Genomic DNA, 21,017 nt, shown 5'->3' with positions numbered 1-21,017 from the left:
GCCCGGGGGGGGGGGTTAATGGCCCCCCTTTCTGCCCCCCCGGGGCGGGGGGGGGTGCCCCCCCTTGCCCCCCCCCCCCCCCCCCCCCGGCCCCCCCCCCCCCCGGGGGGGCCCCCCGGGCCACTGACCACGCACCCATGAGGCCCCCGCCATGCTGCGCTACCTGTCCGGCCGCCTCGGCCAGAGTCTGATCCTGCTGTTCATTGTCTCGCTGATCGGTTTCTTCGTCCTCAGCCTCGCACCCGGAGGCCCGCTGTCGCAATTCGCGCTGTCGCCCGGCATGACGCAGGAACAGATGGACCGGGTGGCCGAACAGTTGGGCCTGAACCGCCCCATCATCGTGCAATATTTCGACTGGCTGACCAGCATGCTGGCAGGCGACTGGGGCACCAGTTACCGCGATCAGCAGCCGGTGCTGACGATCATCGCCGATCACCTGTTCGCCACCATGCTGCTAATGGGCACGGCGACGGCCATCGCCGTCACCGTGGGCACGACCGTGGGCATCTGGTCGGCGGTGCGGCGCGGATCGGTGTTCGATTACACCACGACGGTGCTGGCGATGGTGGCGCTGTCGATCCCGACCTTCTGGTTCGGGCTGATCGCCATTTACATCTTTTCGCTGGAACTGGGCTGGCTGCCGGCGGGCAACATGTACACGGTTGGCGACGGCTCGATCGGCGATTACGCGGTGCACCTGATCCTGCCCGCGCTGGTGCTGGCACTGGTCGATGTGGCGGTCTGGTCGCGCTACATGCGCACCGCGACGCTGAATGTCATCAATCAGGATTTCGTGCGCACCGCGCGCGCCAAGGGCCTGCCGAACCGGCGCATCCTGTTCAAGCACATCGTCGGCAACGCGCTGGTGCCGATGATCACCCTTGCCGGGCTGCAACTGCCCGTGGTGCTGGGCGGCGCGCTGGTTACCGAGACGGTGTTTACATGGCCCGGCATGGGGCGGCTGTTTCTCGATAGCCTCGGCTATTCCGATTACCCGGTGGTGATGGGGCTGCTGATGGCCTCGGCCATGCTTGTCCTGATCGGCAACCTTGCCGCTGACCTGATTGTCGCGGTGGTCGATCCGCGCGTCCGCCTGTCCTGAGAGGCCCTGATGACCATGACTGCAAACGCCCCCGCCCGCCGCGCGCCGCGCATCAAATCCCGCGCCGTGCGCCGGTTCATGCAGCACAAGCTGGCGATGCTGGGCCTTGTGATGATCGTCACGCTTGCGCTGGCCTGCTTTGTCGGACCCTACCTGCTGGCCTTCGACGAGCTGTTCATCGACCTGCGCGCCCGCTTTGCCCCCCCCTTCACCGGAGGCCATATCTTTGGCACCGATCCGCTGGGCCGCGACATCGCCGCGCGGCTGTTTCACGCCGGGCAGGTGTCAATGACCGTGGGCTTTGCCGCGATGATCATGAGCACCTGCATCGGCTCCGTGGTGGGCGTGCTGTCTGGCTATTACGGCGGCGCCGTCTCGGCGGTGCTGATGCGCATCGTCGATGCCTTCCTGAGCTTTCCGTCGGTGTTCCTGCTGCTGGCGCTGGCGGCGTTCATCCAGCCGGGGCCTGCGATGATCACCGTCATCATCGCCGCCACCAGCTGGATGGAGGTCGCCCGCATCGTGCAGGCCGAGGTCAAGACCCTGCGCGATCAGGATTTCGTTCAGGCCGCCCGGATGCTGGGCCTGTCGGGCCGCTGGATCATGTTCCGCGAATTGCTGCCCAACGCCATCGGCCCGATCATCGTTGCCGCCACGCTGACCGTGGCCCGCGCGATCCTGCTCGAGGCCTATATCTCGTTCCTTGGCTATGGCATCCAGCCGCCGCTGCCGAGCTGGGGCAACATGCTCAACGGGGCGCAGCAGTATCTGCAATCGGCGCCGTGGCTGGCGATCGTGCCGGGGCTGGCGATCACCATCGCCGTTGCCGGGTTCAACTTTGTCGGTGACGGGCTGCGCGATGCGCTCGACAGCCGGTCGGAGGCGCGCTGAATGACACGCTTTTCACCTTTCGAGGACACGCTGTGGTACGCCACCGCCCCCGCCGCGCCCGAGACCTTTGCGCTGGAAGGCACCATCAAGGCCGATGTCTGCATCGTCGGCGCGGGTTATGCCGGACTGACCACCGCGCTGGAACTCGCCAAGGCTGGCGTGTCCGTTGCCGTGATCGAGGCGCAGGAGATCGGCTTTGGCGGTTCGGGCCGCAACGCCGGGCATTGCACCCCGACCTTCACCCATTACACGCCGGACGATCTGCGCCGCCTGCTCGGCGAGCCTTGGGCCGAGCGGCTGATCCATCGTCAGACCCGGGCCAATGACCGCGTCGGCCAGATGATCCGCGACTACGGCATCGATTGCGAATGGGACCAGAGCGGCTATGTGCAGGGCGCGCTCTATCCCGGCCATCTCAAGACGCTGCAAGCCAAGACCGACCAGTACAACGCCGTCGGCGCCAAGACCCGGATGCTCGACGCCGCCGAGGTGCAGCAGATCACCGGCTCGCCGCGCTTTCTTGGCGGCTGGTTTCATGAGGAAGCGGGCGCCGTCAATGCGCTGGCCTATGCGCGGGGCCTTGGCCGCGCCGTGATGTCCGAAGGCGGGCGCATCCTGACCCGCTCGCCGGTCACTGGCTGCGCACGCAACGGCACCGGCTGGCGGGTGAGCACCGAACGCGGCGCGGTGCTGGCCGACAAGGTGATCTTTACCACCGGGGCCTATACGGTCGCGGGCTGGCCAAAGCTCGAAGAGACCTTCAAGATCATGCGGGTGTTTGTCGCCGCCACGCAGCCGCTGTCGCCGGAAACCCGCGCCGAGGTGCTGCCCCGCAACACCACGATGCACGACGGGCGCGGTGATATCTACGTCTATAAATACGATGGCGCGGGGCGCATCGTTGCCTCGATGTTCCCGATGGGCCGCCGGGGCCGCGACATCGCCTATACCAAACAGGTGATGAGCGACCGGCTGACATGGCTGCACCCGCAGATCCGCGAGACCCTGCGCTGGGAATATCTGTGGTTCGGCGAGCTTGACATGCAGCGCCGCACCATCCCGCGGCTTTACGATCTGGCCCCCGGCATTGTTGCCATGACCGGCCTGTCGGGGCGCGGCGTGCCCACCGGCTCGATGCTGGGCGGCATCCTGTCGGAATGGGCGCTTGGCCTGCCGCCGCAGGACCTTGGCCTGAAAATCGAACCGTTGAAATCGCAGCCCTTCTACATGTCCTTCGCTCCGCAGGCGCATCTGCGCATGTACCGCCTGCGCGACAATATCACCGCCAAGCGGCAGGGTGCCCCCCTGCCGCCCCATGCCTGACCCATCACAACACGGACCCCTTCTCATGTCGCTCGACACAACCACAGCCATGCCGACCAACGGACGCCCCATCCCCGACCCGGTCCCCAACGACCTGACGCTGCCGCAAAGCGTCGACGTGGTGGTCATCGGCGCGGGCATCGCTGGCGTTTGCACCGCGCTGGAACTGGCCGAACGCGGCCTCAAGGTGGCGCTGTGCGAAAAGGGCGACGTTGGCGCCGAGCAATCGAGCCGCAACTGGGGCTGGGTGCGCCTGTCGCACCGCGACCCGCGCGAGATGCCGCTGATGGTCGAATCCGTGCGGCTGTGGAAGGGCATGAACGAACGCACCCAGGCCGAAACCGGCTATCGCCAATGCGGCATCACCTTTTCCGTCACCACCGACGAGGCGCTCAAGGAAGAGGAAGACTGGGCCCAGATCCTTCAGGAATACCAGATCCCGGCCCGCGTGCTGCCCGCCCCCGAGGCGCTAAACGCCTTCCCCGGCCTGACAGCCCCGATCAAGGGCGCGCTTTACAACCCGCATGACGGGCGGGCCGAGCCGCAAAAGGCCTCCCCCGCCATCGCCAACGCCTTCCGGATGCTGGGCGGCACGGTGCATCAGAACTGCGCGGTGCGCACGGTGGAAACCTCCGGCGGCAAGGTGTCTGCCGTGGTGACCGAAAACGGCACGATCCGCTGTTCCTCGGTGGTGGTCGCGGCGGGCATCTGGTCGCGATTGTTCCTTGGCAATCTCGGGATCGACCTGCCGATGCTGAAGACCACCGGCACCGTGCTGCGCACCGACCCAGTGCCCGATGGCCCCGAGGGCACGTTCAAGTTTCAGGATTACACCTTCCGCCGCCGTCTGGATGGCGGCTACAGCATCTCGGGCCCGCAAACCGGGCTGTACGAGATCACCCCGGACAGCTTCTGGCTGGCGCCCAAGTTTTTCCCGGCGCTGAAAAGCGAATTCACCCGGCTGAAATTCCGTTTCGGCAAGCGCTTCGTGCAAGAGATGAAGCTGCCGCGCAAATGGGGCGCGACCGACCGCACCCCGTTCGAAGACACGCGGATCTATGATCCCCAGCTCGATGCCAAGGCCATCGACAAGGTCTATGCCCAGCTTCAGGCGGCCTATCCGGCGTTCCAAGGCGTCGGCATCGCCCAGCGTTGGGCCGGGTATATCGACGTGATGCCAGACATCATCCCGGTGGTCTCGTCGACCGAAGGGGTGCGCGGCCATATTCCCGGCCTGTTCGTTGCCAGCGGCCTGTCGGGGCATGGCTTCGGCCTTGGGCCGGGGATCGGCAAGCTGATGGCGGATCTGGTGACCGGCGCGGTGCCGGTGGTCGATCCGTCGCAATACCGCCTGTCGCGGTTCAGCGACGGATCAAAGATCGCCCCGATGGAAGGCATCCTGCGCCGCTAAAGATACCCCTTGATCATCGCCAGATCGGCGGTGGTCAGGGCGACGCCTTTTTGCGCCGCCTCGGCGCGGATGCGGTGGCGGCGGTCTCCGGGCAGCCGCGCGCTTCCCGAGGCGCGCACCGCGTCCGACAGCTGCGCCACCCGCTGCGCAAAGCCATCCGTGTGCGACGGGTCCATCACCAGAAGAAACTGGCCGGTCAGCGGGATCTTGGCGCCGGGATGGTCCGACCAGTCGACCTCCGAGGAAAACGCCCCGCCGGTAAAGGCGGCGGCGAGGATCTCGATCAACATGGCGATCGACGCGCCCTTGTGCCCGCCAAAGGGCAGCAGCGCGCCACCATTCAGGATCTTGTCCGGATTCTCGGTCGGGGTGCCTTGCGCATCGACCCCGGTGCCCGGCGCCAGCTTGTGCCCTTCGCGCGCGGCGATCTGCACATCGCCATGCGCCAGCGCGCTCGAGGCCTGATCCCATGTGTAGGGCGGCTGGCCGGCCCGCGGGCTGGAAAACGCCATGGGGTTGGTGCCGAACACCGGCGTCGCCCCCGGCGCAGGCGCCACCACCGCCATGGAATTGACCACCGACAGTGCCACCAGCCCTGCCTCGGCAAAGGGTTCGACATCGGGCCAAAGCGCGCTGAAATGCTGCGAATTGCGGATGCTCAGCGCCGCGATGCCCTGCGCGCGCACCCGCTCCAGCAGCAGCGGGCGCGCCGCGTCCAGCGCCACCTGCGCAAAGCCGCCGCAGGCATCGACGCCGATCAACGCGCCCTCTCCCGCGTCGATCACGGGCAGCGCCGAGGGCGACCCCCAGCCGCTCTGGATCGTCGAGACATAGCCCGGAATGCGAAACACCCCATGGCTGAGCGCGCCATCGCGCTGACAGGCGGCGCAATTTTCGCCCAGCACCGCCGCGATGCGCGCGGGCAGCCCCTGCGCTTCGAACACCCGGCGCAGCAGCAGGGCAAGCTCGTCAAATGAAAGTCTCGTATCGGCCATGTCGCCCCTCTTGGTTCCGCTGCCGTCTAAAGAAACCCGCGCGAGCATAGGGTCAAGCCGGGTTGCCTCATTCGCCCGACAAGCGTGCCCGCCCACCGGGCCTGCTGTGCAAGCGCCATGCACAGTCGCCGTGACTGTATCCGCTGCCGCTTCAGCGTCGACGCTGCGTCGAGGGGGGCAGAAACGGGATCGGAACGCAGCTTGCGCCCGCAAGATATATCAAGCGGGCCGATCCGTGGACAGGATTTCGTATACCCTTGAGTACCCAAATACCCAAGGGTATCTTAACTTGGAAGTCTTCACGCCAATCGTGATCGCAGTCTAAGGGAGTGGCCCGCAATGAACCAACGCATGACCCGCAAGGAAGCGGCGCAGCGCACCAGAGATCGCCTGATAGAAGCGGCGGAAACGCTGTTCGGTGCGCGCGGGTACAATGCCACCTCTCTTGATGCCATCGCCGCCGAAGCAGGATACACCAAGGGCGCGGTCTATGCCAACTTTCCCGGCAAGGAAGCGCTGTTTCTGGCCGTGCTTGAAACCCATGGCGGAAGCGACCTTCTTCAGCTTGTCGACGCGATCGCCGCTGCCCCCGGCCGCGCCGAAATCGAAGAGCTGCTGATCGACTGGGCCGGCGCGCGAGCGGAAAGCGGGTCATGGCCGCTGACCCTGATCGAATTCGTCCGCCAGAAACGCGACGACGCCGAGACCATCGCCCAGCTGACCGAGATTCTGCACCGCAACTGGCGCACCCTTGGCGAGGCTGTTGTCGGCCCGCTGAACCTGACCGAAAGCCCGCTGCTGATCGGCGCAGCGCTGTTCGAGACCGCCTATGCCCCGGCGATGTCCATCGTTTCGGACCCGTCGGCCCGCGATCTGATGCGCCTGTTCCTGAGGTCTCACCGCAGCTGACCGGATCGGCTAGTTGCCATTCCCAGCCATCGCGGCATCCCAGCTGCGCAGCACCTCTTCGCGTTTCAGCCGGTCGAGAAAGGTCAGCAGCCCCGGCCCCAGCCGGATCGGAAGAAAACTGCCACTGCTGGCGCGCAGTAACCGCGCGCTGTCGGTCAGCGGCGCGCCAGCCGCGGCAATCGGGATCAGCGGCGTGTCGCGGTCGATCAGGCTCTGGCCTTCGGGCGAGAGCAGGAAGGCGACAAAGCGCGCCGCCATCGCGGGCGCGCGGGCGGTTTTGGGGACAAAGGCGGTGCGAGACATGACAAGGTTGTAATCGCTCAGGAAATGCACCCCGACATCGGGGTGATCGGGGACCAATGCCATGGCGTAGGAACTGATGACATTCAGCGCCAGCGCGATTTCCCCGCTGCCCGTCGCCCGCGTCATCTCGGCCGTACCAAGATAGACCCGCGCCGAGGCCCGCCCCAGCACCTCGAACAGGCGCTGCGCCTGAACGCTCTGGATCAGATCCTGCGTGGCATACAGATAGCCGATCCCCGAGCGGCGCAGATCGTACCCCCCGACCCGGCCCTTCAGCTCGGCCTCATGGTCGCGGATGAATGACGACAGGTCGCGGTGCGAGTTTGGCAGATCCTCGCGCGACAGGATGCGCTTGTTGTAAAGGATCGCGGCGGGTTCGAAGGTAAAGCCGTAAAGCTCGTCGCGCCAGCGCGCCCAGTCCGGCGGCTGGCTGTCCTCGGGCAGGACAAAGCGCTGCGCCATGCCGCGGTTCACCAGATCGACCTGCAAATCCATCGCCGAAGAGATCACCACATCGGGCGGCCCCTCGCCCGCCAGCACCGCGTCATACAGATCGACGGTCTGAAATTCGCGGTAGGAGATGGTCCAGCCCGGCACCTTCGCCTCGAACGCGTCAAGCACCGGCTCGATGGCCGCGCGATCTGTGGCGCCGAAGATGGTCAGCTCCGATGCCTTGGCAGCGATGGGCGTCAGCAGCAGCGCCGCCAGCAGCGCCGCCAGCCGCGGAAAGATCAGCGAAGCACGCAGCCCGCCCAGTTGCGACGCCCCGAGTTCCAGCTTGGCGTCATGCCCCTCGGCCACCGAGCGCACGATGGCAAGGCCCAGCCCCGACCCGGCGGTGTCGCGGTTGATCGAGGTGAACCGCTCGGTCGCCCGCGCCCGATCCGCCGGCGCAATGCCCGGCCCGCCGTCCGAGACGGTCAGGCGGATGCTGCGGGTGTCGCCGTCCAGTTCGATCAGGATCGAGTTTTCCGGCCCACCGTGACGGATTGCGTTATCAATCAGGTTGCGCAGCGCCTCGCGGATGGAGATCGCATCACCCCGGATCCGCCCCACCCCGTCGGGCAATTGCGCGTCTTCGTAAGAGATGGTGATTTCGCGCAGCCTGCGGTCACGCAGCAGCTCTGCCAGCGTGTCGCGCACCAGCGGGCGCAGCTCCATCGGATCAAGCTGCGCCTGGTCAGAGCGATGGATCACCATGGCGTTGGCCAGCAGCTGGTTGGTCAGGTGAACGGTCTTGTTCCCCTGCGCCTCGGCCTTGACCAGCCGGGCGCGCATGGCCTCGGGGCTATCGGCATCGACGGCAAGCGCCAGTTGCCCCTGCACCGCCGACAACGAGGTGCGGGTCTGGTGCGCCACATCCGCGATGAAGCTTTCGGTCAGCGCGCGGGATCGCCGCAACTGGGCGATAAAGCCGTTGATGGCGCGAAACAGGTCCGAGATTTCCTGCGGAGGGGCGCCCTCGATGGGTGACAGATCGCGCGGGTTGCGCGCCAGAAGGCTGGCCGCGATGGTGCCCAGCGGCGCCAGAGACGTGCGGATCGCCAGCCAGACAAAGCCCAGACCGATCAGCGACACCCCGGCCAGCCCCGCCATACCATAAAGAAACAACGTCCCCTGATGTTCGCGCCGGGCGTTCAGCGTCTGGCCGATCTGCACGAAGACCCAGTCGCGCCCGGCGGCCGAGGTGATCTGCCGCCCCTGCACGATGAAGCGAAAGCCCTCGTTCAGCTTGTCATTGTAAAACACCGGTGCGGCCGAGGGATCGACAGCGGGCAGCGGCAGATCAGGGGTGCCGGTGATCTCGCCATAGGCCGGAGCAAAGACGCGATAGACCACCCGGTCGTCGCTTGCCAGCGCAAGGATATCCATCGCCGATTGCGGCAGATCGACCGTCGGACCATCGGCGTTGAACGACACCCGCTCCAGCATCGCCAGCGCCGCCCCCGCCAGCAGCAGATCGAAGGTGCGGTTCGATGCGGCGCGCGAATAGTTCCACAGCAGCACCGACATCAGCAGCAGCAGCAGCGCGAATCCCGCCGCCATCGACGACAGCAGCCGCCACTTGAGCGAGCGCGGCTCATCTGGCGTCGCCTCGGGCCGGGGTGCTTCATTCGCCGCCCCTAGGCGGGGCGCATTATTCGTCGCCTCCAGCCGGGGCGCCTTATTCGTCGCCCCCAGCCGGGGCGCACTATTCATCATCGCTGACATAGGGCAGATAGCCAAGGCCGCGCGCCGTCTTGATCACCAGCGGCGTGCCTTCGAGCTTGCGCCGCAGCCGCGTCACCAGTTGTTCGACGGCGTTCAGGCTGGGGCTTTCGCGAAAGGTGTAGAGCTTGTCGGCCACCTCTTCCTTGGTCAGCATCCGGCCAAGATTGTCGATCATCACCTCGAGCAACTGCACCTCCTTGGCGCGCAGCTCGATCGGCTTGTCGCCGAGAAAGGCCAGCTTGGCGGCGCGGTCGAACCGCAGCGTTCCGGCGGTGAACAGGTTGCTCGACGCCCCGGCCCGGCGCCGCGCCAGCACCCGGCAGCGCGCCGAGAGTTCGCGAAAATCGACCGGCTTGACCATGTAATCATCGGCCCCCGCATCCAGCCCCACCACGCGGTCGTCGATTTCCGACCGGGCAGTGAGCACGATGACCGGCGTCGAATCCCCGCGCGAGCGCATCGAGCGCAGCACCTCGTAGCCGCTGCGCCCCGGCAGGTTGATATCCAGCAGGATGATATCGAAACGGGCATGGCGCAGCAGGGCGTTGGCCTCTTCGCCATCGGCCTCGCGATCGACCGAATGGCCCTCGTGGCGCAGCCGGTCAAGAACCGTCTCGGCCAGCTCGTCATTGTCTTCGACCAGTAGCATTCTCATGTTACCGGAACTATCCCGTCGCGGCGCATCCGCATAGCCATATCTTGCGGCGCAATGCCCATGTCAGCGTCCTGTCAGCCACGCGTCAGGACATTCACAGCCTTGGCAGGTCATAAGCGTCGCAGCCCAAGGGGCCATGACTAGATGGGAGGAACATCATGATCATCACCCGCGTTTCCGCGGCGCTCTTTTGCGCCCTGAGCCTTGCCGCACCGGCACTGGCACAAAGCGACATCCGCAAGCCCGAATGCGTCGCACCGGCCAACCCCGGCGGCGGCTTCGATCTGACCTGCCGCGTGGCACAGACCGGCCTCGAGCCGCATGTCACCAACCCCGTGCAGGTGACCTTTATGCCCGGCGGCATCGGCGCCGTGGCCTTCAACCAGTTCAACACCAACCGCACCGATGACGGCTCGGCCATTGTCGCGTGGTCGACCGGTTCGCTGCTGAACATCATCCTTGGCAAATACGGCGCCTTCGATGAAAACGACGTGCGCTGGCTGGCGACCGCCGGGGCCGATTTCGGCGCCGTCGTGGTCAAGGCCGACAGTGAATACGACTCGCTCAAGCAGATCATGGATGATCTGGCCGCCGATCCGCAGTCGGTCGTGGTGGGCGCAGGCGGCTCTGTCGGCTCGCAGGACTGGATGAAGGGCGCGCTGCTGATGCGCGAAGCCGGCGGCACCCCGATGCAGATGCGCTATGTCGCCTTCGACGGCGGCGGCGATGCCATCGCGGCGCTGCTCGGCGGCTCGATCGAGGTCTATACCGGCGATGTCGGCGAAATGGTGCCGTATCTGGAAAGCGGCGACATGAAGATCCTCGCGACCCTCGCCCCCGAGCGTCTTGAGGCCCCCTTCGCCGAGATCCCGACCGCCAAGGAGCAGGGCTATGACGTCGAATGGACGATCATGCGCGGCTTCTACATGGGCAAAGACACCTCTGACGAGGACTACCAGAAATGGGTCGATGCGTTCGACGCGGCCTATGCCACCGACGCGTTCGCACAAATCCAGGCAGAGCGCGGGCTTCTTCCGCTGAACCTGTCGGGCGAGGCACTGACCGCCTCCATCAACAACACGATGGACGAGCTTCGTACCATCGCGACCGAAGCGGGTCTGATCCAGTAATCCGCTTTTCTCCCCGCGGGGCCGCCTTTTGCGAAGGGCGGCCCTTGCGGCGCATCTGAACGCTTTCAGACCGTCCCGAAATTTCAACAGGAGGCCCCCATGGCTGACCGCATCTTCGCGGCTGTCCTGCTTGCGGTGACCATCGGTTATGCGGTGATCGCCTTCACCGTCATCAAGGCACCGTTCCAGTACGACCCGCTTGGCCCCGAAAGCTGGCCGCAGATCCTTTCCATCGTTGCGATGCTCTGCCTGCTCGGCGTGCTGTGGAGGCCCGACGTCGATCACATGGACGTGCCGAAGGCCGTCTGGTTCCGCCTTGGCGCGGCGGTGGTCATGCTGATGGCCTACAGCCGCCTGTACGAGCCGCTGGGCTTTGTCGTTGCGACCGCCCTGTTCGGCACCGCCATGGCGCTGATGCTGGGCGCGCCGCGCTGGCGTTCGCTGGCCTTCGGCGTTACCGCCGGCATCGCCGGCTGGCTGCTCTGCGTCACCTTGATGGATCTCAACCTGCCCGAAGGCGCGGTCGTCGAAGCCGTGCTCGAAAGCTTCCAGACGGAGGCCAACTGATGGATACCGTTCTTTCCGGTCTGGCGACCGGCTTTGCCGTCGCTTTCGACCCGTTCAACCTGATGCTGGTGCTGGTCGGCTGCTTTGTCGGCACCCTGATCGGCGCGCTGCCGGGGCTAGGGCCGATCAACGGCGTCGCGATCCTGCTGCCCATCGCCTACGGCCTTGGGTTTCCGCCTGAATCGGCGCTGATCCTGCTGGCGGGCATCTATTATGGCGCGGAATACGGCGGGCGGATCTCTTCGATCCTGCTCAACGTGCCGGGGGATGCGGGCGCGGTGATGACCACGCTCGATGGCAACCCGATGGCCCGCGCCGGTCAGGCCGGGCGCGCACTATCGCTGTCGGCTGTGGCCTCGTTCATCGGCGGCACCTTCGCGGTGATCCTGATGTCGCTGTTCGCGCCGGGCCTTGCGAAATTCGCCGTGACCTTCAGCCCCGCAGATTACGTCGCACTGATGGTCTTTGCCTTCGCCTCGCTGGCGTCTCTGGTCGGCAAGAGCACGGTCAAAACGCTGCTGGGGGCAACCATCGGCCTGATGTTGGCGACCATCGGCATCGACGCCAATACCGGGGTCAACCGCTACACGTTCGGCATCCCCGACATCCTTGCAGGCATCGATTTCCTGATCGTCGTGGTGGGCCTGTTCGGCATGGCCGAGCTGCTGACGCTGGTGGAACATCAGGCGCGCGGCACGCTCAAATCGCTGCCCGTCGACAAGAGCTTCGTGCAATGGGCCGATCTGAAGCTGGCAAAGTGGACGATCCTGCGCAGCTCGATCATCGGCTTCTTCATCGGCATCCTGCCCGGCACTGGCGCATCGGTCGCCTCGGCCGTGGCCTATGGCACCGAAAAGCGGATCTCGGACAAGGAAGGCACCTTCGGCACCGGCGACGTGCGCGGCCTTGCGGCCCCCGAAGCGGCGAACAACGCAGCGGCGGGCGGTTCCATGGTGCCGATGCTGACGCTGGGCATCCCCGGATCGGGCACCACCGCGATCCTGCTGGGCGCACTGCTGATGTTCAACATCCAGCCCGGCCCGATGATGTTCACCCAGCGCCCCGAAGTGGCATGGGGCCTTGTGGCATCAATGTATATCGGCAACGTCGCGCTATTGGTGATCAACCTGCCGCTGGTGGGGCTGTTCGCCCGGATGCTGACGATCCCGCAGCATTACCTGACGCCGCTGATCGCCATCCTTGCCTTCATCGGAATCTACACCATCGTCGGAAACCCGCATGATCTTTACATGATCACCGGTCTTGGCCTGCTCGGCTGGTTCCTGCGCAAGCTGGAATTCTCGCTCGCCCCGGTGATCCTTGGCTTTGTGCTCGGCTCGCTGTTCGAGAACAACCTGCGCCGCGCCCTGTCGATTTCGGGCGGCGACTGGGGCATCCTCGTGGCAGACTGGAAGAGCCTGCTGCTCTACGGTCTGGCGCTGCTGGTCGTTGTGCTGCCGATCTGGCTTGCACGGCGCTCGCGCAAGCGCTCCGGGGGGCAGGAAGCCATGGCGGACTGAGCCTCATGCAGGACAAGGCATATCTAAAGGCAACGGCGCTTACCGCCGTTGCCGCCCTTGGAGGCGCGGCGCTTGCCGCGTCTCTTGGCATTCCGGCCGGGGCGCTTGTCGGCGCGATGCTGGCAGTCGCGGTGCTGGCGGGGCTCAAGCAGCCGGTGGTCATGCCGGTTGGCGCGCGCGATCTGGCGTTTCTGGTCATCGGCCTGTCGCTGGGATCGGGGATCAACGCCTCGGTCATTCCGCAATTGCCGGGCTGGTCGATCAGCCTGCTGTTGCTGGTGCTGTCACTGGTGGCCACCATGGCCGCATCGACATGGCTGCTGACGCGCGTCTTCGGGATCGACCGTGAAACCGCCGTTCTGGCCAGTTCGCCGGGCACCATGTCGAACGCCGTGGCCATCGCCATCGAGGGCAAGGGCGACGCGGGCGCCGTCACCATCCTGCAACTGATGCGGCTGATCGTGCTGGTGGCGTTGGTGCCGCCGCTGGCCGCAGTGCTGAACATCCCCACCGCACAGGCCGTTACGCCCGAACCGATGCCGCTGTGGGGCATTGCGCCGCTGCTGGTGATCGGCCTGCCGCTGGGCCGCTGGGCCGGGCGGCACGGGGTGTCGGCGGCCTGCCTGCTGACCGGCATCGTGCTGAGCGCCACGGCCCACCTGACCGGGCTGCTGCATGGGGTCGCGCCCGGCTGGATGATCTTTTCCGGCTTCACCGTGACCGGCGCGGTGCTTGCCACTCGGCTCAGCAAGGTCGAACCGCGCGCGGTGCTGCGCCTGCTCTGGACCGGGCTGGCGGTGGTCGCCATGGCGCTTGGCATGGCGCTGGTGTTCGCGGTGATCACGCAGGCGCTGACCGGGCTGCCCATCGGGCAGGTGCTGATCGCCTTCGCTCCCGGAGGCGTCGAGGCCATGGCCGCCATCGCCCTCGCCCTTGGCTACGATCCGGCCTATGTTGCGGCGCATCACTTTGCCCGCATTGTCATTCTGCTGGCGCTGGTGCCGCTGTTCCTGCGGCGGCGCGGCTAAGGCGAGCCGCGATCAGACAGGCCAAGCGCCGCGCGGCAACAAAAAAGGCGGACCCGAGGGCCCGCCTTTTCATTATTCAATGCAGTCCGAAGATCACTCGGACGCAGCAGCAGCCACGTCGATGGTGACGCCCGGGCCCATGGTCGAGCTCAGCGAGATCTTCTTCATGTAGGTGCCCTTGGCACCGGCCGGCTTGGCCTTGGCAACCGCGCCGATGAACGCCTTGACGTTCTCGATCAGCTGCGCCTCGTCGAAGGAGACCTTGCCGATGCCGGCATGCACCACACCGCCCTTTTCAGCGCGGAACTGGACCTGACCGCCCTTGGCGTCTTTGACAGCCTGAGCGACATCCATGGTCACCGTGCCGACCTTGGGGTTCGGCATCAGGTTGCGCGGGCCGAGGATCTTGCCGAGACGGCCGACGATCGGCATCATGTCCGGGGTCGCGATGCAACGATCGAACTCGATGGTGCCGCCCTGAATGGTTTCCATCAGGTCTTCGGCGCCGACGATGTCTGCACCGGCCTTCTGGGCCTCTTCAGCCTTGGGGCCACGGGCGAACACGGCGACGCGCATGGTCTTGCCGGTGCCGTTCGGCAGGCCGATCACGCCACGAACCATCTGGTCGGCGTGACGGGTGTCGACACCGAGGTTCATCGCGATTTCCAGCGTCTCGTCGAACTTGGCGTTCGCGTTCGACTTGACCAGCTTGACGGCATCTTCGAGCGACAGCTCTTCTTTGCCAACAAAGGCCTCACGGGCGGCGCGGGTACGTTTTCCGAGCTTTGCCATTACTTCACCTCGATGCCCATGGACTTGGCCGAGCCAAGGATGATCTGCATTGCAGCTTCCACGTCGTTCGCGCTGAGGTCCTTCATCTTGGCCTCGGCGATCTCACGCACCTGCTTGGTGGTCACGGTGCCAATCGTCTCGCGACCCGGGGTAACGGCACCCTTGGGACGGTTGCGCTTGCCAACCGGCTTCAGGCCTGCGGCCTTCTTGAGGTAATAAGACGCGGGCGGCGTCTTGATTTCCATCGTGAAGGATTTGTCCTGATAATAGGTGATCACGGTCGGGCACGGCGCGCCGGGCTCCATTTCCTGCGTCTTGGCGTTGAACGCCTTGCAGAATTCCATGATGTTGATGCCGCGCTGACCCAGCGCCGGGCCTACGGGCGGCGACGGGTTGGCTTTGCCTGCAGGGATCTGCAGTTTCATCTTGCCCATCAGCTTCTTGGCCATGAGCTTACTCCTTTTCCATCTGCCGAATGACGCGTCATCCAGCGTTCATGTGGCGTGGTCAGGTCTGCACATCGCGATGCGCGCGCCTCCCACGATCGGGCGAGTCGCCTGGGCAATCGCTCGAAGCCCGGCGCATACCCCGATCCGGGGTGAAAATCAAGAACCGATCGGCCATGTTCCAGGGTCTGCTGGATGCACCTCGCGCAGACCGGCGAGTCTCGCAAAGCGGTGCAACTCGGCGCTCAGCCGGGCATCGCGCCCCGAAGAGGCGCGCAGGCCCGGCTCCCACCACAGGTTGGTGACGCTCAGGGTTCCGGCCTTGCGATCGCCCTTTGCCGCGATGCGCCCCACCATCCGATCCCCTTCGAGCAGCGGATAGACGTAATACCCCCAGCGGCGTTTCGCCTCGGGCACGAACATCTCGACCGTGTAGTCGAACCCGAACAGCCGCTTGAGCCGGGCGCGATCACGGATCGCCGGATCGAACGGGTTGAGCAGACGCAGACGCCGCGATGGCGGCGCAGCCTGCAACCGCTCTTCTATGTCCGGGCTGCCAAGCGCAGACGTCCACCGCCCGTCTGCGCCCTCGATCATCACCGGAACAGGCTGCGCGCGGGCGGCCCAGCGTGCCACCTCGGGCGCCTCGGTGGCATCCCAGAATTTACGGATCTCGGTCAGGGTGCCGACGCCGAGCCGCTTCAGCGCCGCCGTGCAAAGCCCGTCGATCTGCGCCTCGTCAGGCAGGCGTTCAACCTGCGGGAACACCCGTTCCGCCAGATCGTAATATTTGATGACCCCCTCGCGATGGCTGGTCGCCAGTACCCCCGCGTACCACAGGTAATCGAGCGCCTTCTTATGCGGTGGCCGCTGCCACATCGCCCGCTCTTCGACCACCGTATCGAAATCGCGGGTACACAACGGGCCCTCGTCGCGAATCCGCGCCAGAATCTCGGCGGTGAGCCTGTCGGACGCGATCCCCACGTACCAAGAGCCAGCGACCTTGCGGCGCATACGGTCGAATTGCCGCTGCCAGAGCGGCAGCATCTCCATCGGCAGGGCAGAGGCGTCATGGGTGAAATGTTCGAACACCGCCTGCTTGCGCAGAAGCTTGTCCAGCATCGGCTCGCGATAGGACTGCGCGCGGGACCACAGGATGTGATGATGCGCACGGCTGACCACCTGAATGGTGTCGAGCTGCACGAACCCCAGCGCGCGGATCACCCCCAGCGCATCGGCGCCCGAAGGCACGCCGGACAGCCCGTTCGCCGCAAGCCACAGGCGGCGGGCATCGCAATTGGCGATACGAAGCGGGGCTTGGCGAAACAGGGCTGGCGCGGTCATGCGCCCATGTTTGGCGATGCGCGCGTCCGGGCGCAATCCGCGCAAGAAAAAACCCGCCAGAGATGTCTGGCGGGTTTCACTATTTCGGGCGTTGCCGCGGATCTTACTGCTTGGTCACCTGAGTGAATTCCAGCTCGACCGGGGTTTCGCGGCCAAAGATCGACACTGCGACGCGCAGACGCTGGTTGTCGTCGTCGACGCCCTCGACCATGCCGTCGAAGCCTTCGAACGGACCATCGTTGACCTTGACCCGCTCGCCCACTTCGAAATGGATCAGCGTGCGCGGCGCTTCCTCGGTTTCCTGAACCCGGCCAAGGATCGATTCGACCTCGGCATCGCGCATCGGCATCGGCCGCCCCTGCGGGCCCAGAAAGCCGGTGACGCGGTTGATGTTGTTCACAAGGTGAAAGCCACGATCCGACATTTCCATGTGCACGAGCACATAGCCGGGCATGAAGCGACGCTCGGTCGTGACCTTCTTGCCGCGCCGCACCTCGATGACCTCTTCTGTCGGAACGAGGACTTCGTCGATCTGATCCTCGAGCCCCTGCTCTTCGACTGCCTGACGGATCTGTTCCGCGATCTTCTTTTCGAAGTTCGACAGAACGCTGACCGAATACCACCGCTTCGCCATCTGGACCCTCTTCCAACCTTGCGCCGGGTATCCCGGCCATTCACCTTCCGCCACGCCCCGGGCGGGCGAAACGGTTGTCCCTGAAACAAAACCGGCGTGCAACACGAATCGCTGCACGCCCGCTCAGGTAATCGCCTTGCTCTTAGCGCCTTCGGCTGGCGGATATCAAGGGCACACGCGCGGGTTTCCCCGCCGCGCCGCCCAGGCAGCTCAGCCGAAGAACGACAGAAGCCCTTGCAGGCCGCTGCGGATCAGGATGTCGACGATCGCAAAGAATGTGGCGGTCAGCGCTGCCATGACAAAGACCGTCACGGTGGTCAGCAACACCTCGCGGCGCGACGGCCAGACGATCTTGGCGACCTCGGAACGGGTCTGCTGAATGAACTGGACGGGATTGGCCATCAGGGCGCCTTCGGTTTTCGATTCAGGTTTTGCGGCGGTATACGCAGATGGAACGCCCCTGACAAGCATTGCCGGGCCGCTGCGCCGATTGAGGCCGCCAGCCGGTCACGTCAGCGTGCGGGGCGATCGCGATCTTCTGAAGATATCGCCGTGATCGGCGCGGAACCCGGCTGCCCGGCAAGCGTTCGCGCACACGTAGCGCCGGCGCGCCAGTTTCTAGCGTAACAGGTCGAAATCTTTGCCCTTCTCGTCTCGGAACCAGCGCCGGGGAAGCCGTGTTGTAAGGACATACCGACGCAGCGACGACGCTACGCTCGATAGATCGAAACGCAAGACCGGAGACGGCCCTGTTTGATCCCGCAATGGCTTTTGCCAAGGGAACGAGCGGACAAGGCGCCCGGTCGCTGCAAACTGGAACTTGTGAAAGGACTCAACCATGAAACGCTTTCTCACCGCCACCGCCCTCGCAACCGTCCTCGGCACCAGCGCGTTTGCTGCCTCGCAGGCAGAAGTGAACGCCATCACCCAATACTACCCGGAAGCCAATTTCTCGGCGCTGAGCGATCAGCAGATCACCCAGATGATGGCGATTGCCCAGTCCGGCGAGGACGACAATGAAAAAGCCGCCCGCATGGAACGCATTGCAGCGGCTGACAGCAGCGCCGGTCGGGCCATGCCCTCCGAGGCCGAGCAGGCAGCGATCCGCGCCTACTACCCGGATGTGAATTTCGCGGCCCTGAGCCAGTCTCAGGTCGCTGAAATGATGGCCATTGCCCAGTCTGGCGATGAGGACACCGAGAAGTCCGCGATGATCGAGGAAATTGCGGCGGCTGACAACCCGAACGTCGATACCGCCGACATGCTGATCCTGACCGATTACTTCCCGCAGGTGCGCATCGAAGAGATGACCACCGCCGAAAAGGACCGGATCGTCGCCTTGGTCAACCGCGGCGTGGACCCGGATTCGATCCGCGTGCAACTGCTTGATGGCATGAACGAAGCCGCACCGAACCTGACACCGTCTGAAATCAGCGCCGTGCAGCAGTTGGTGCCCGAGGCCGACCTTCGCGTGCTGACCACCGAGCAGGTGAACCGCCTGCGCGCCGCACTTTACGGCGAAGATAAGGACACCGAGCAGCGCCAGCTGATCGAACAGGTTCTGGGCTCGTAAACTCTGCCTAAGCCATGGAAAAGGCCGCACTTCGGTGCGGCCTTTTTTCATGCGCGATGCCGATCCGGAGGCCCGGTTCGGAAGTTTGTCTGCAATGTCGTGAAAGTGGCAGGGGCACACGGACTCGAACCGTGGGCCTACGGTTTTGGAGACCGTCGCTCTACCAACTGAGCTATACCCCTAAGGCCGATGCCCGTTTACGAAAGGCCGGAAGGCTTTGCAAGCGGAAAGCTTTGCCTAGATCCACTTCAGTTTGCGCAGGATCGCAAGCTGCGCCGCGACCACCACAACCAGCGCCCCGATGAAGATCCAGAAGGCGTCGCCGTCTTGCGCGCCCGGCATCCCTGCGACGTTTATTCCGAACAGCCCGGTCAGGAATCCCAGCGGCAGAAACAGCGCCGACAGAATCGACAACAGGTACATATTGCGGTTCAGCTTGTCCGACAGTTGGCTGGCGATTTCGTCGCGCACCAGCGCCATGCGGTCACGCATGGCATCCGCGTCTTCGACCACCCGCTCCAGCGCGTCGACCTCTTCGGCAAGGTGGCGCAGATCATCGGCCTCAAGCCAGAACGGGTGCGCGGGTTGCAGCCCCCTCAACGCGTCTCGTTGCGGCTGTAGATAGCGGCGCAGGATGATCGCCCGGCGCCGCAGATCGGCGAGGCGAGGGCGGATTTCGGGGGCGGCCTCGGTGAGCACCGCCTCCTCGAGATCATCAGCCTCGTCATCGATCCCACGCCAGAAATTCTCGATGCGCTGGGTCAGCCGTTCGACCAGATCCACAAGGAATGATGCGCAATCATCCGGCCCGTGCCCGCGGCGCAATTCATCGGCGATGTCGGAAATCGCGCGAACCCGCCGACGCGACAGGCTGATGATCCGCTGCGGGTCGATCCACAGGCGTACAGAAACCATGTCTTCGGGGTCTTCCCCATCGATGGTGTTGATGCCGCGCAGAATCACGATCAGCCCGTCGCCAACGCGGGTAACGCGCGGGCGGGTTTCTTCGGCGACCAGCGCATCGATGATCGTCGGATCGAGATAGGACAGGTTCTCGATGATCCAGCCGGGGGTGTCCGGATGCTGCGCCCGCAGATGCACCCAGCCAAGCGTGTCGCTGCGCAGGATGTCGCAGGCCTCGGAGGGGGCCAGCGATTGCCCATGCCTGTTACCCGCGAGGATGAACCCGGTTTCGATGACATCGTCAGGGGACGGGACAAGCGCTCTCATGGTGCTGAATTTAGAGGGTTTTCAAAGCGCGGCAAGACGGCGCAACACGCCCCTCCTCAATGTGCGCGTGTGCACACTGAGAGTGTGAAAAGGAAACTTCTCGGTTTCCAAAAGCTTACCTCACGCGACATCACGCAATCGCGAGCAAACTTGGCCATTTTTTCCAATATTTACAATGGGAAAATTGTGAATCCACAAACCTGTCATGAACAATTCACGGTCAAGATCACGGAAAGCAGATCGTTCGAGAGCGATTGTGTGATTTGAAGATCATGCGCGCTGGTGCGATATGTGCTGCATCGAAAGACAAAAGATACTCACCCACGCACCAAACGGTGCGAAGACGATCAAACAGGAGACTGACCATGAACCGTTTTGCAATCCTCACCGCCGCTGCCCTGACCGCAACCGCCGCCCTGACCGGCGCAGCATCGGCGCAAGCCTACAACACCGGCGACCAGGCCCGCGCCGCACTGAGCCGGATCGTGCCGAATGCCGATGTGTCTGCCCTCAGCAACGCCGAAGCTGTTGCCACCTATCAGGCCGCATCGGAAGCCTCGAACCCCGCCGAGGCCCGCGAGAACGCCGCGTCGCTGATCCGCGCCTACGCCGAGTGATCGCAAACAAAAGGGACAGAGGCCCGGCACCGGTGCCTTCATCCCTCACCGCCTGACTGACAGGCCACAAGGGCGCCCATTGGGCGCCCTTTATGCATCTGCGATGCACCTGTCACAAATGAAAAAAGCGGGCCCAAGGCCCGCTTTTGTCTTGTCGCAGCGCCTCGCCCCTAGGGGCGAGACCTGTCAATTCACGCGAAGATCTTCGAGACCGCAGCCTTGCGCCTCTCGGGATCCTGCTTACGCGAGGATTTTCGAAACGACGCCCGACCCGACGGTGCGGCCGCCTTCGCGGATGGCGAAGCGCAGGCCGTCTTCCATGGCGATCGGTGCGAT

The 21,017-nt window shown here is 64.9% G+C and carries 21 protein-coding genes and 1 tRNA gene; 11 read left to right on the top strand and 11 right to left on the bottom strand.

Translation table 11 applies throughout. The features are described from left to right. The first annotated feature begins 151 nt into the window (after window positions 1-151). Genes Q4543_RS21195 through Q4543_RS21180 form a run of 4 tightly spaced genes read left to right on the top strand, consistent with a single transcriptional unit; the run spans window position 152 to window position 4,727 of the window. Window positions 152-1,102, top strand: a complete 951-nt coding sequence (locus tag Q4543_RS21195; RefSeq protein ID WP_303441610.1) for an ABC transporter permease — start codon at window positions 152-154, stop codon at window positions 1,100-1,102. A gap of 9 nt (window positions 1,103-1,111) precedes the next feature. Then, the gene (locus tag Q4543_RS21190) at window positions 1,112-1,993 is read left to right on the top strand and encodes an ABC transporter permease (protein ID WP_216006121.1); all 882 of its coding nucleotides are present in this window, start codon (window positions 1,112-1,114) and stop codon (window positions 1,991-1,993) included. After that, a complete protein-coding gene (locus Q4543_RS21185) occupies window positions 1,994-3,316 on the top strand; it encodes an FAD-binding oxidoreductase (protein ID WP_303441608.1) in 1,323 nt (440 codons plus the stop codon). Between the two features lie 25 nt (window positions 3,317-3,341). Then, window positions 3,342-4,727 (top strand): FAD-binding oxidoreductase, encoded by a 1,386-nt coding sequence (locus Q4543_RS21180; RefSeq protein ID WP_303441607.1) that lies wholly within the window; start codon window positions 3,342-3,344, stop codon window positions 4,725-4,727. On the opposite strand, the gene Q4543_RS21175 is transcribed toward Q4543_RS21180, so the two are convergent. Then, complete coding sequence (locus Q4543_RS21175) at window positions 4,724-5,722, bottom strand: Ldh family oxidoreductase (RefSeq protein ID WP_303441605.1); 999 nt, start codon at window positions 5,720-5,722, stop codon at window positions 4,724-4,726. The two genes, Q4543_RS21180 and Q4543_RS21175, sit on opposite strands and share 4 nt — an antisense overlap. A 339-nt stretch (window positions 5,723-6,061) precedes the next feature. Between Q4543_RS21175 and Q4543_RS21170 the strand changes: the two genes are divergently transcribed. Then, window positions 6,062-6,631, top strand: a complete 570-nt coding sequence (locus Q4543_RS21170; protein WP_303441603.1) for a TetR/AcrR family transcriptional regulator — start codon at window positions 6,062-6,064, stop codon at window positions 6,629-6,631. Window positions 6,632-6,640: 9 nt separating this feature from the next. Here Q4543_RS21170 and Q4543_RS21165 read toward each other — a convergent pair whose 3' ends face one another. Further along, complete coding sequence (locus tag Q4543_RS21165) at window positions 6,641-9,133, bottom strand: extracellular solute-binding protein (protein ID WP_303441601.1); 2,493 nt, start codon at window positions 9,131-9,133, stop codon at window positions 6,641-6,643. Beyond that, the gene (locus Q4543_RS21160) at window positions 9,126-9,800 is read right to left on the bottom strand and encodes a response regulator transcription factor (RefSeq protein WP_303441600.1); all 675 of its coding nucleotides are present in this window, start codon (window positions 9,798-9,800) and stop codon (window positions 9,126-9,128) included. Before Q4543_RS21160 ends, Q4543_RS21165 begins: the two co-directional genes overlap by 8 nt. Before the next feature lie 158 nt (window positions 9,801-9,958). Between Q4543_RS21160 and Q4543_RS21155 the strand changes: the two genes are divergently transcribed. The 4 genes from Q4543_RS21155 to Q4543_RS21140 all read left to right on the top strand — a co-directional run bounded on the left by Q4543_RS21155 (window position 9,959) and on the right by Q4543_RS21140 (window position 14,045). Further along, entirely contained in the window at window positions 9,959-10,930 is a 972-nt protein-coding gene (locus Q4543_RS21155) for a tripartite tricarboxylate transporter substrate binding protein (protein WP_216006126.1), read from the top strand. A 99-nt stretch (window positions 10,931-11,029) separates the two neighbouring features. Next, the gene (locus Q4543_RS21150) at window positions 11,030-11,497 is read left to right on the top strand and encodes a tripartite tricarboxylate transporter TctB family protein (RefSeq protein WP_303441597.1); all 468 of its coding nucleotides are present in this window, start codon (window positions 11,030-11,032) and stop codon (window positions 11,495-11,497) included. Beyond that, window positions 11,497-13,017, top strand: coding sequence for a tripartite tricarboxylate transporter permease (locus Q4543_RS21145; RefSeq protein WP_216006128.1), 1,521 nt, complete (start codon window positions 11,497-11,499; stop codon window positions 13,015-13,017). The genes Q4543_RS21150 and Q4543_RS21145 overlap by 1 nt, the downstream gene beginning before the upstream one ends. Window positions 13,018-13,022: 5 nt before the next feature. Further along, entirely contained in the window at window positions 13,023-14,045 is a 1,023-nt protein-coding gene (locus tag Q4543_RS21140) for an AbrB family transcriptional regulator (RefSeq protein ID WP_303441595.1), read from the top strand. Window positions 14,046-14,138: 93 nt separating this feature from the next. Here the strand turns inward: Q4543_RS21140 and rplA are convergent, their stop codons facing one another. The 5 genes from rplA to secE all read right to left on the bottom strand — a co-directional run bounded on the left by rplA (window position 14,139) and on the right by secE (window position 17,663). After that, window positions 14,139-14,837 carry a 50S ribosomal protein L1 gene (rplA, locus tag Q4543_RS21135; RefSeq protein WP_216006130.1) on the bottom strand — a complete coding sequence of 233 codons (699 nt, stop codon included), beginning with the start codon at window positions 14,835-14,837 and terminating at the stop codon, window positions 14,139-14,141. Continuing rightward, complete coding sequence (rplK, locus tag Q4543_RS21130) at window positions 14,837-15,286, bottom strand: 50S ribosomal protein L11 (RefSeq protein ID WP_216006131.1); 450 nt, start codon at window positions 15,284-15,286, stop codon at window positions 14,837-14,839. The genes rplA and rplK overlap by 1 nt, the downstream gene beginning before the upstream one ends. A 156-nt stretch (window positions 15,287-15,442) precedes the next feature. After that, complete coding sequence (locus tag Q4543_RS21125) at window positions 15,443-16,627, bottom strand: winged helix-turn-helix domain-containing protein (protein WP_303441592.1); 1,185 nt, start codon at window positions 16,625-16,627, stop codon at window positions 15,443-15,445. 103 nt (window positions 16,628-16,730) lie between these two features. Continuing rightward, entirely contained in the window at window positions 16,731-17,261 is a 531-nt protein-coding gene (nusG, locus tag Q4543_RS21120; protein ID WP_216006133.1) for a transcription termination/antitermination protein NusG, read from the bottom strand. A gap of 210 nt (window positions 17,262-17,471) precedes the next feature. Further along, window positions 17,472-17,663: a preprotein translocase subunit SecE gene (secE, locus tag Q4543_RS21115; protein WP_216006134.1), complete on the bottom strand. Its 192-nt coding sequence runs from the start codon at window positions 17,661-17,663 to the stop codon at window positions 17,472-17,474. Window positions 17,664-18,099: 436 nt separating this feature from the next. On the opposite strand from secE, the gene Q4543_RS21110 reads away from it, so the two are divergent. Then, window positions 18,100-18,834, top strand: coding sequence for a hypothetical protein (locus Q4543_RS21110; protein ID WP_303441590.1), 735 nt, complete (start codon window positions 18,100-18,102; stop codon window positions 18,832-18,834). Between the two features lie 106 nt (window positions 18,835-18,940). Here the strand turns inward: Q4543_RS21110 and Q4543_RS21105 are convergent. Both Q4543_RS21105 and Q4543_RS21100 read right to left on the bottom strand, forming a co-directional pair. Further along, window positions 18,941-19,016, bottom strand: a tRNA-Trp gene (locus tag Q4543_RS21105). 55 nt (window positions 19,017-19,071) lie between these two features. Continuing rightward, on the bottom strand, window positions 19,072-20,064 hold the full coding sequence (locus Q4543_RS21100; protein ID WP_303441588.1) for a zinc transporter ZntB: 993 nt from the start codon (window positions 20,062-20,064) through the stop codon (window positions 19,072-19,074). Between the two features lie 365 nt (window positions 20,065-20,429). Between Q4543_RS21100 and Q4543_RS21095 the strand changes: the two genes are divergently transcribed. Beyond that, a complete protein-coding gene (locus Q4543_RS21095) occupies window positions 20,430-20,681 on the top strand; it encodes a hypothetical protein (RefSeq protein WP_303441586.1) in 252 nt (83 codons plus the stop codon). Window positions 20,682-20,921: 240 nt separating this feature from the next. Here the strand turns inward: Q4543_RS21095 and Q4543_RS21090 are convergent. Further along, window positions 20,922-21,017 (bottom strand): hypothetical protein (locus Q4543_RS21090; RefSeq protein ID WP_303441612.1); only part of this gene is annotated, 96 nt, incomplete at its 5' end.

The sequence above is a fragment of the Salipiger sp. 1_MG-2023 genome, from assembly GCF_030547555.1.
Classification (GTDB): domain Bacteria; phylum Pseudomonadota; class Alphaproteobacteria; order Rhodobacterales; family Rhodobacteraceae; genus Salipiger.
Note: the sequence above shows the minus strand (reverse complement) of the source record. Positions and strands in the feature narration are given on the sequence as shown.

What these genes read in the sequence shown, in the direction of transcription:
- Q4543_RS21195 (WP_303441610.1), top strand. Translation starts at nt 152, where the DNA reads ATGCTGCGCTACCTGTCCGGCCGCCTCGGCCAGAGTCTGATCCTGCTG.
- Q4543_RS21190 (WP_216006121.1), top strand. Translation starts at nt 1,112, where the DNA reads ATGACCATGACTGCAAACGCCCCCGCCCGCCGCGCGCCGCGCATCAAA.
- Q4543_RS21185 (WP_303441608.1), top strand. Translation starts at nt 1,994, where the DNA reads ATGACACGCTTTTCACCTTTCGAGGACACGCTGTGGTACGCCACCGCC.
- Q4543_RS21180 (WP_303441607.1), top strand. Translation starts at nt 3,342, where the DNA reads ATGTCGCTCGACACAACCACAGCCATGCCGACCAACGGACGCCCCATC.
- Q4543_RS21175 (WP_303441605.1), bottom strand. Translation starts at nt 5,722, where the DNA reads ATGGCCGATACGAGACTTTCATTTGACGAGCTTGCCCTGCTGCTGCGC.
- Q4543_RS21170 (WP_303441603.1), top strand. Translation starts at nt 6,062, where the DNA reads ATGAACCAACGCATGACCCGCAAGGAAGCGGCGCAGCGCACCAGAGAT.
- Q4543_RS21165 (WP_303441601.1), bottom strand. Translation starts at nt 9,133, where the DNA reads ATGAATAGTGCGCCCCGGCTGGGGGCGACGAATAAGGCGCCCCGGCTG.
- Q4543_RS21160 (WP_303441600.1), bottom strand. Translation starts at nt 9,800, where the DNA reads ATGAGAATGCTACTGGTCGAAGACAATGACGAGCTGGCCGAGACGGTT.
- Q4543_RS21155 (WP_216006126.1), top strand. Translation starts at nt 9,959, where the DNA reads ATGATCATCACCCGCGTTTCCGCGGCGCTCTTTTGCGCCCTGAGCCTT.
- Q4543_RS21150 (WP_303441597.1), top strand. Translation starts at nt 11,030, where the DNA reads ATGGCTGACCGCATCTTCGCGGCTGTCCTGCTTGCGGTGACCATCGGT.
- Q4543_RS21145 (WP_216006128.1), top strand. Translation starts at nt 11,497, where the DNA reads ATGGATACCGTTCTTTCCGGTCTGGCGACCGGCTTTGCCGTCGCTTTC.
- Q4543_RS21140 (WP_303441595.1), top strand. Translation starts at nt 13,023, where the DNA reads ATGCAGGACAAGGCATATCTAAAGGCAACGGCGCTTACCGCCGTTGCC.
- rplA (WP_216006130.1), bottom strand. Translation starts at nt 14,837, where the DNA reads ATGGCAAAGCTCGGAAAACGTACCCGCGCCGCCCGTGAGGCCTTTGTT.
- rplK (WP_216006131.1), bottom strand. Translation starts at nt 15,286, where the DNA reads ATGGCCAAGAAGCTGATGGGCAAGATGAAACTGCAGATCCCTGCAGGC.
- Q4543_RS21125 (WP_303441592.1), bottom strand. Translation starts at nt 16,627, where the DNA reads ATGACCGCGCCAGCCCTGTTTCGCCAAGCCCCGCTTCGTATCGCCAAT.
- nusG (WP_216006133.1), bottom strand. Translation starts at nt 17,261, where the DNA reads ATGGCGAAGCGGTGGTATTCGGTCAGCGTTCTGTCGAACTTCGAAAAG.
- secE (WP_216006134.1), bottom strand. Translation starts at nt 17,663, where the DNA reads ATGGCCAATCCCGTCCAGTTCATTCAGCAGACCCGTTCCGAGGTCGCC.
- Q4543_RS21110 (WP_303441590.1), top strand. Translation starts at nt 18,100, where the DNA reads ATGAAACGCTTTCTCACCGCCACCGCCCTCGCAACCGTCCTCGGCACC.
- Q4543_RS21100 (WP_303441588.1), bottom strand. Translation starts at nt 20,064, where the DNA reads ATGAGAGCGCTTGTCCCGTCCCCTGACGATGTCATCGAAACCGGGTTC.
- Q4543_RS21095 (WP_303441586.1), top strand. Translation starts at nt 20,430, where the DNA reads ATGAACCGTTTTGCAATCCTCACCGCCGCTGCCCTGACCGCAACCGCC.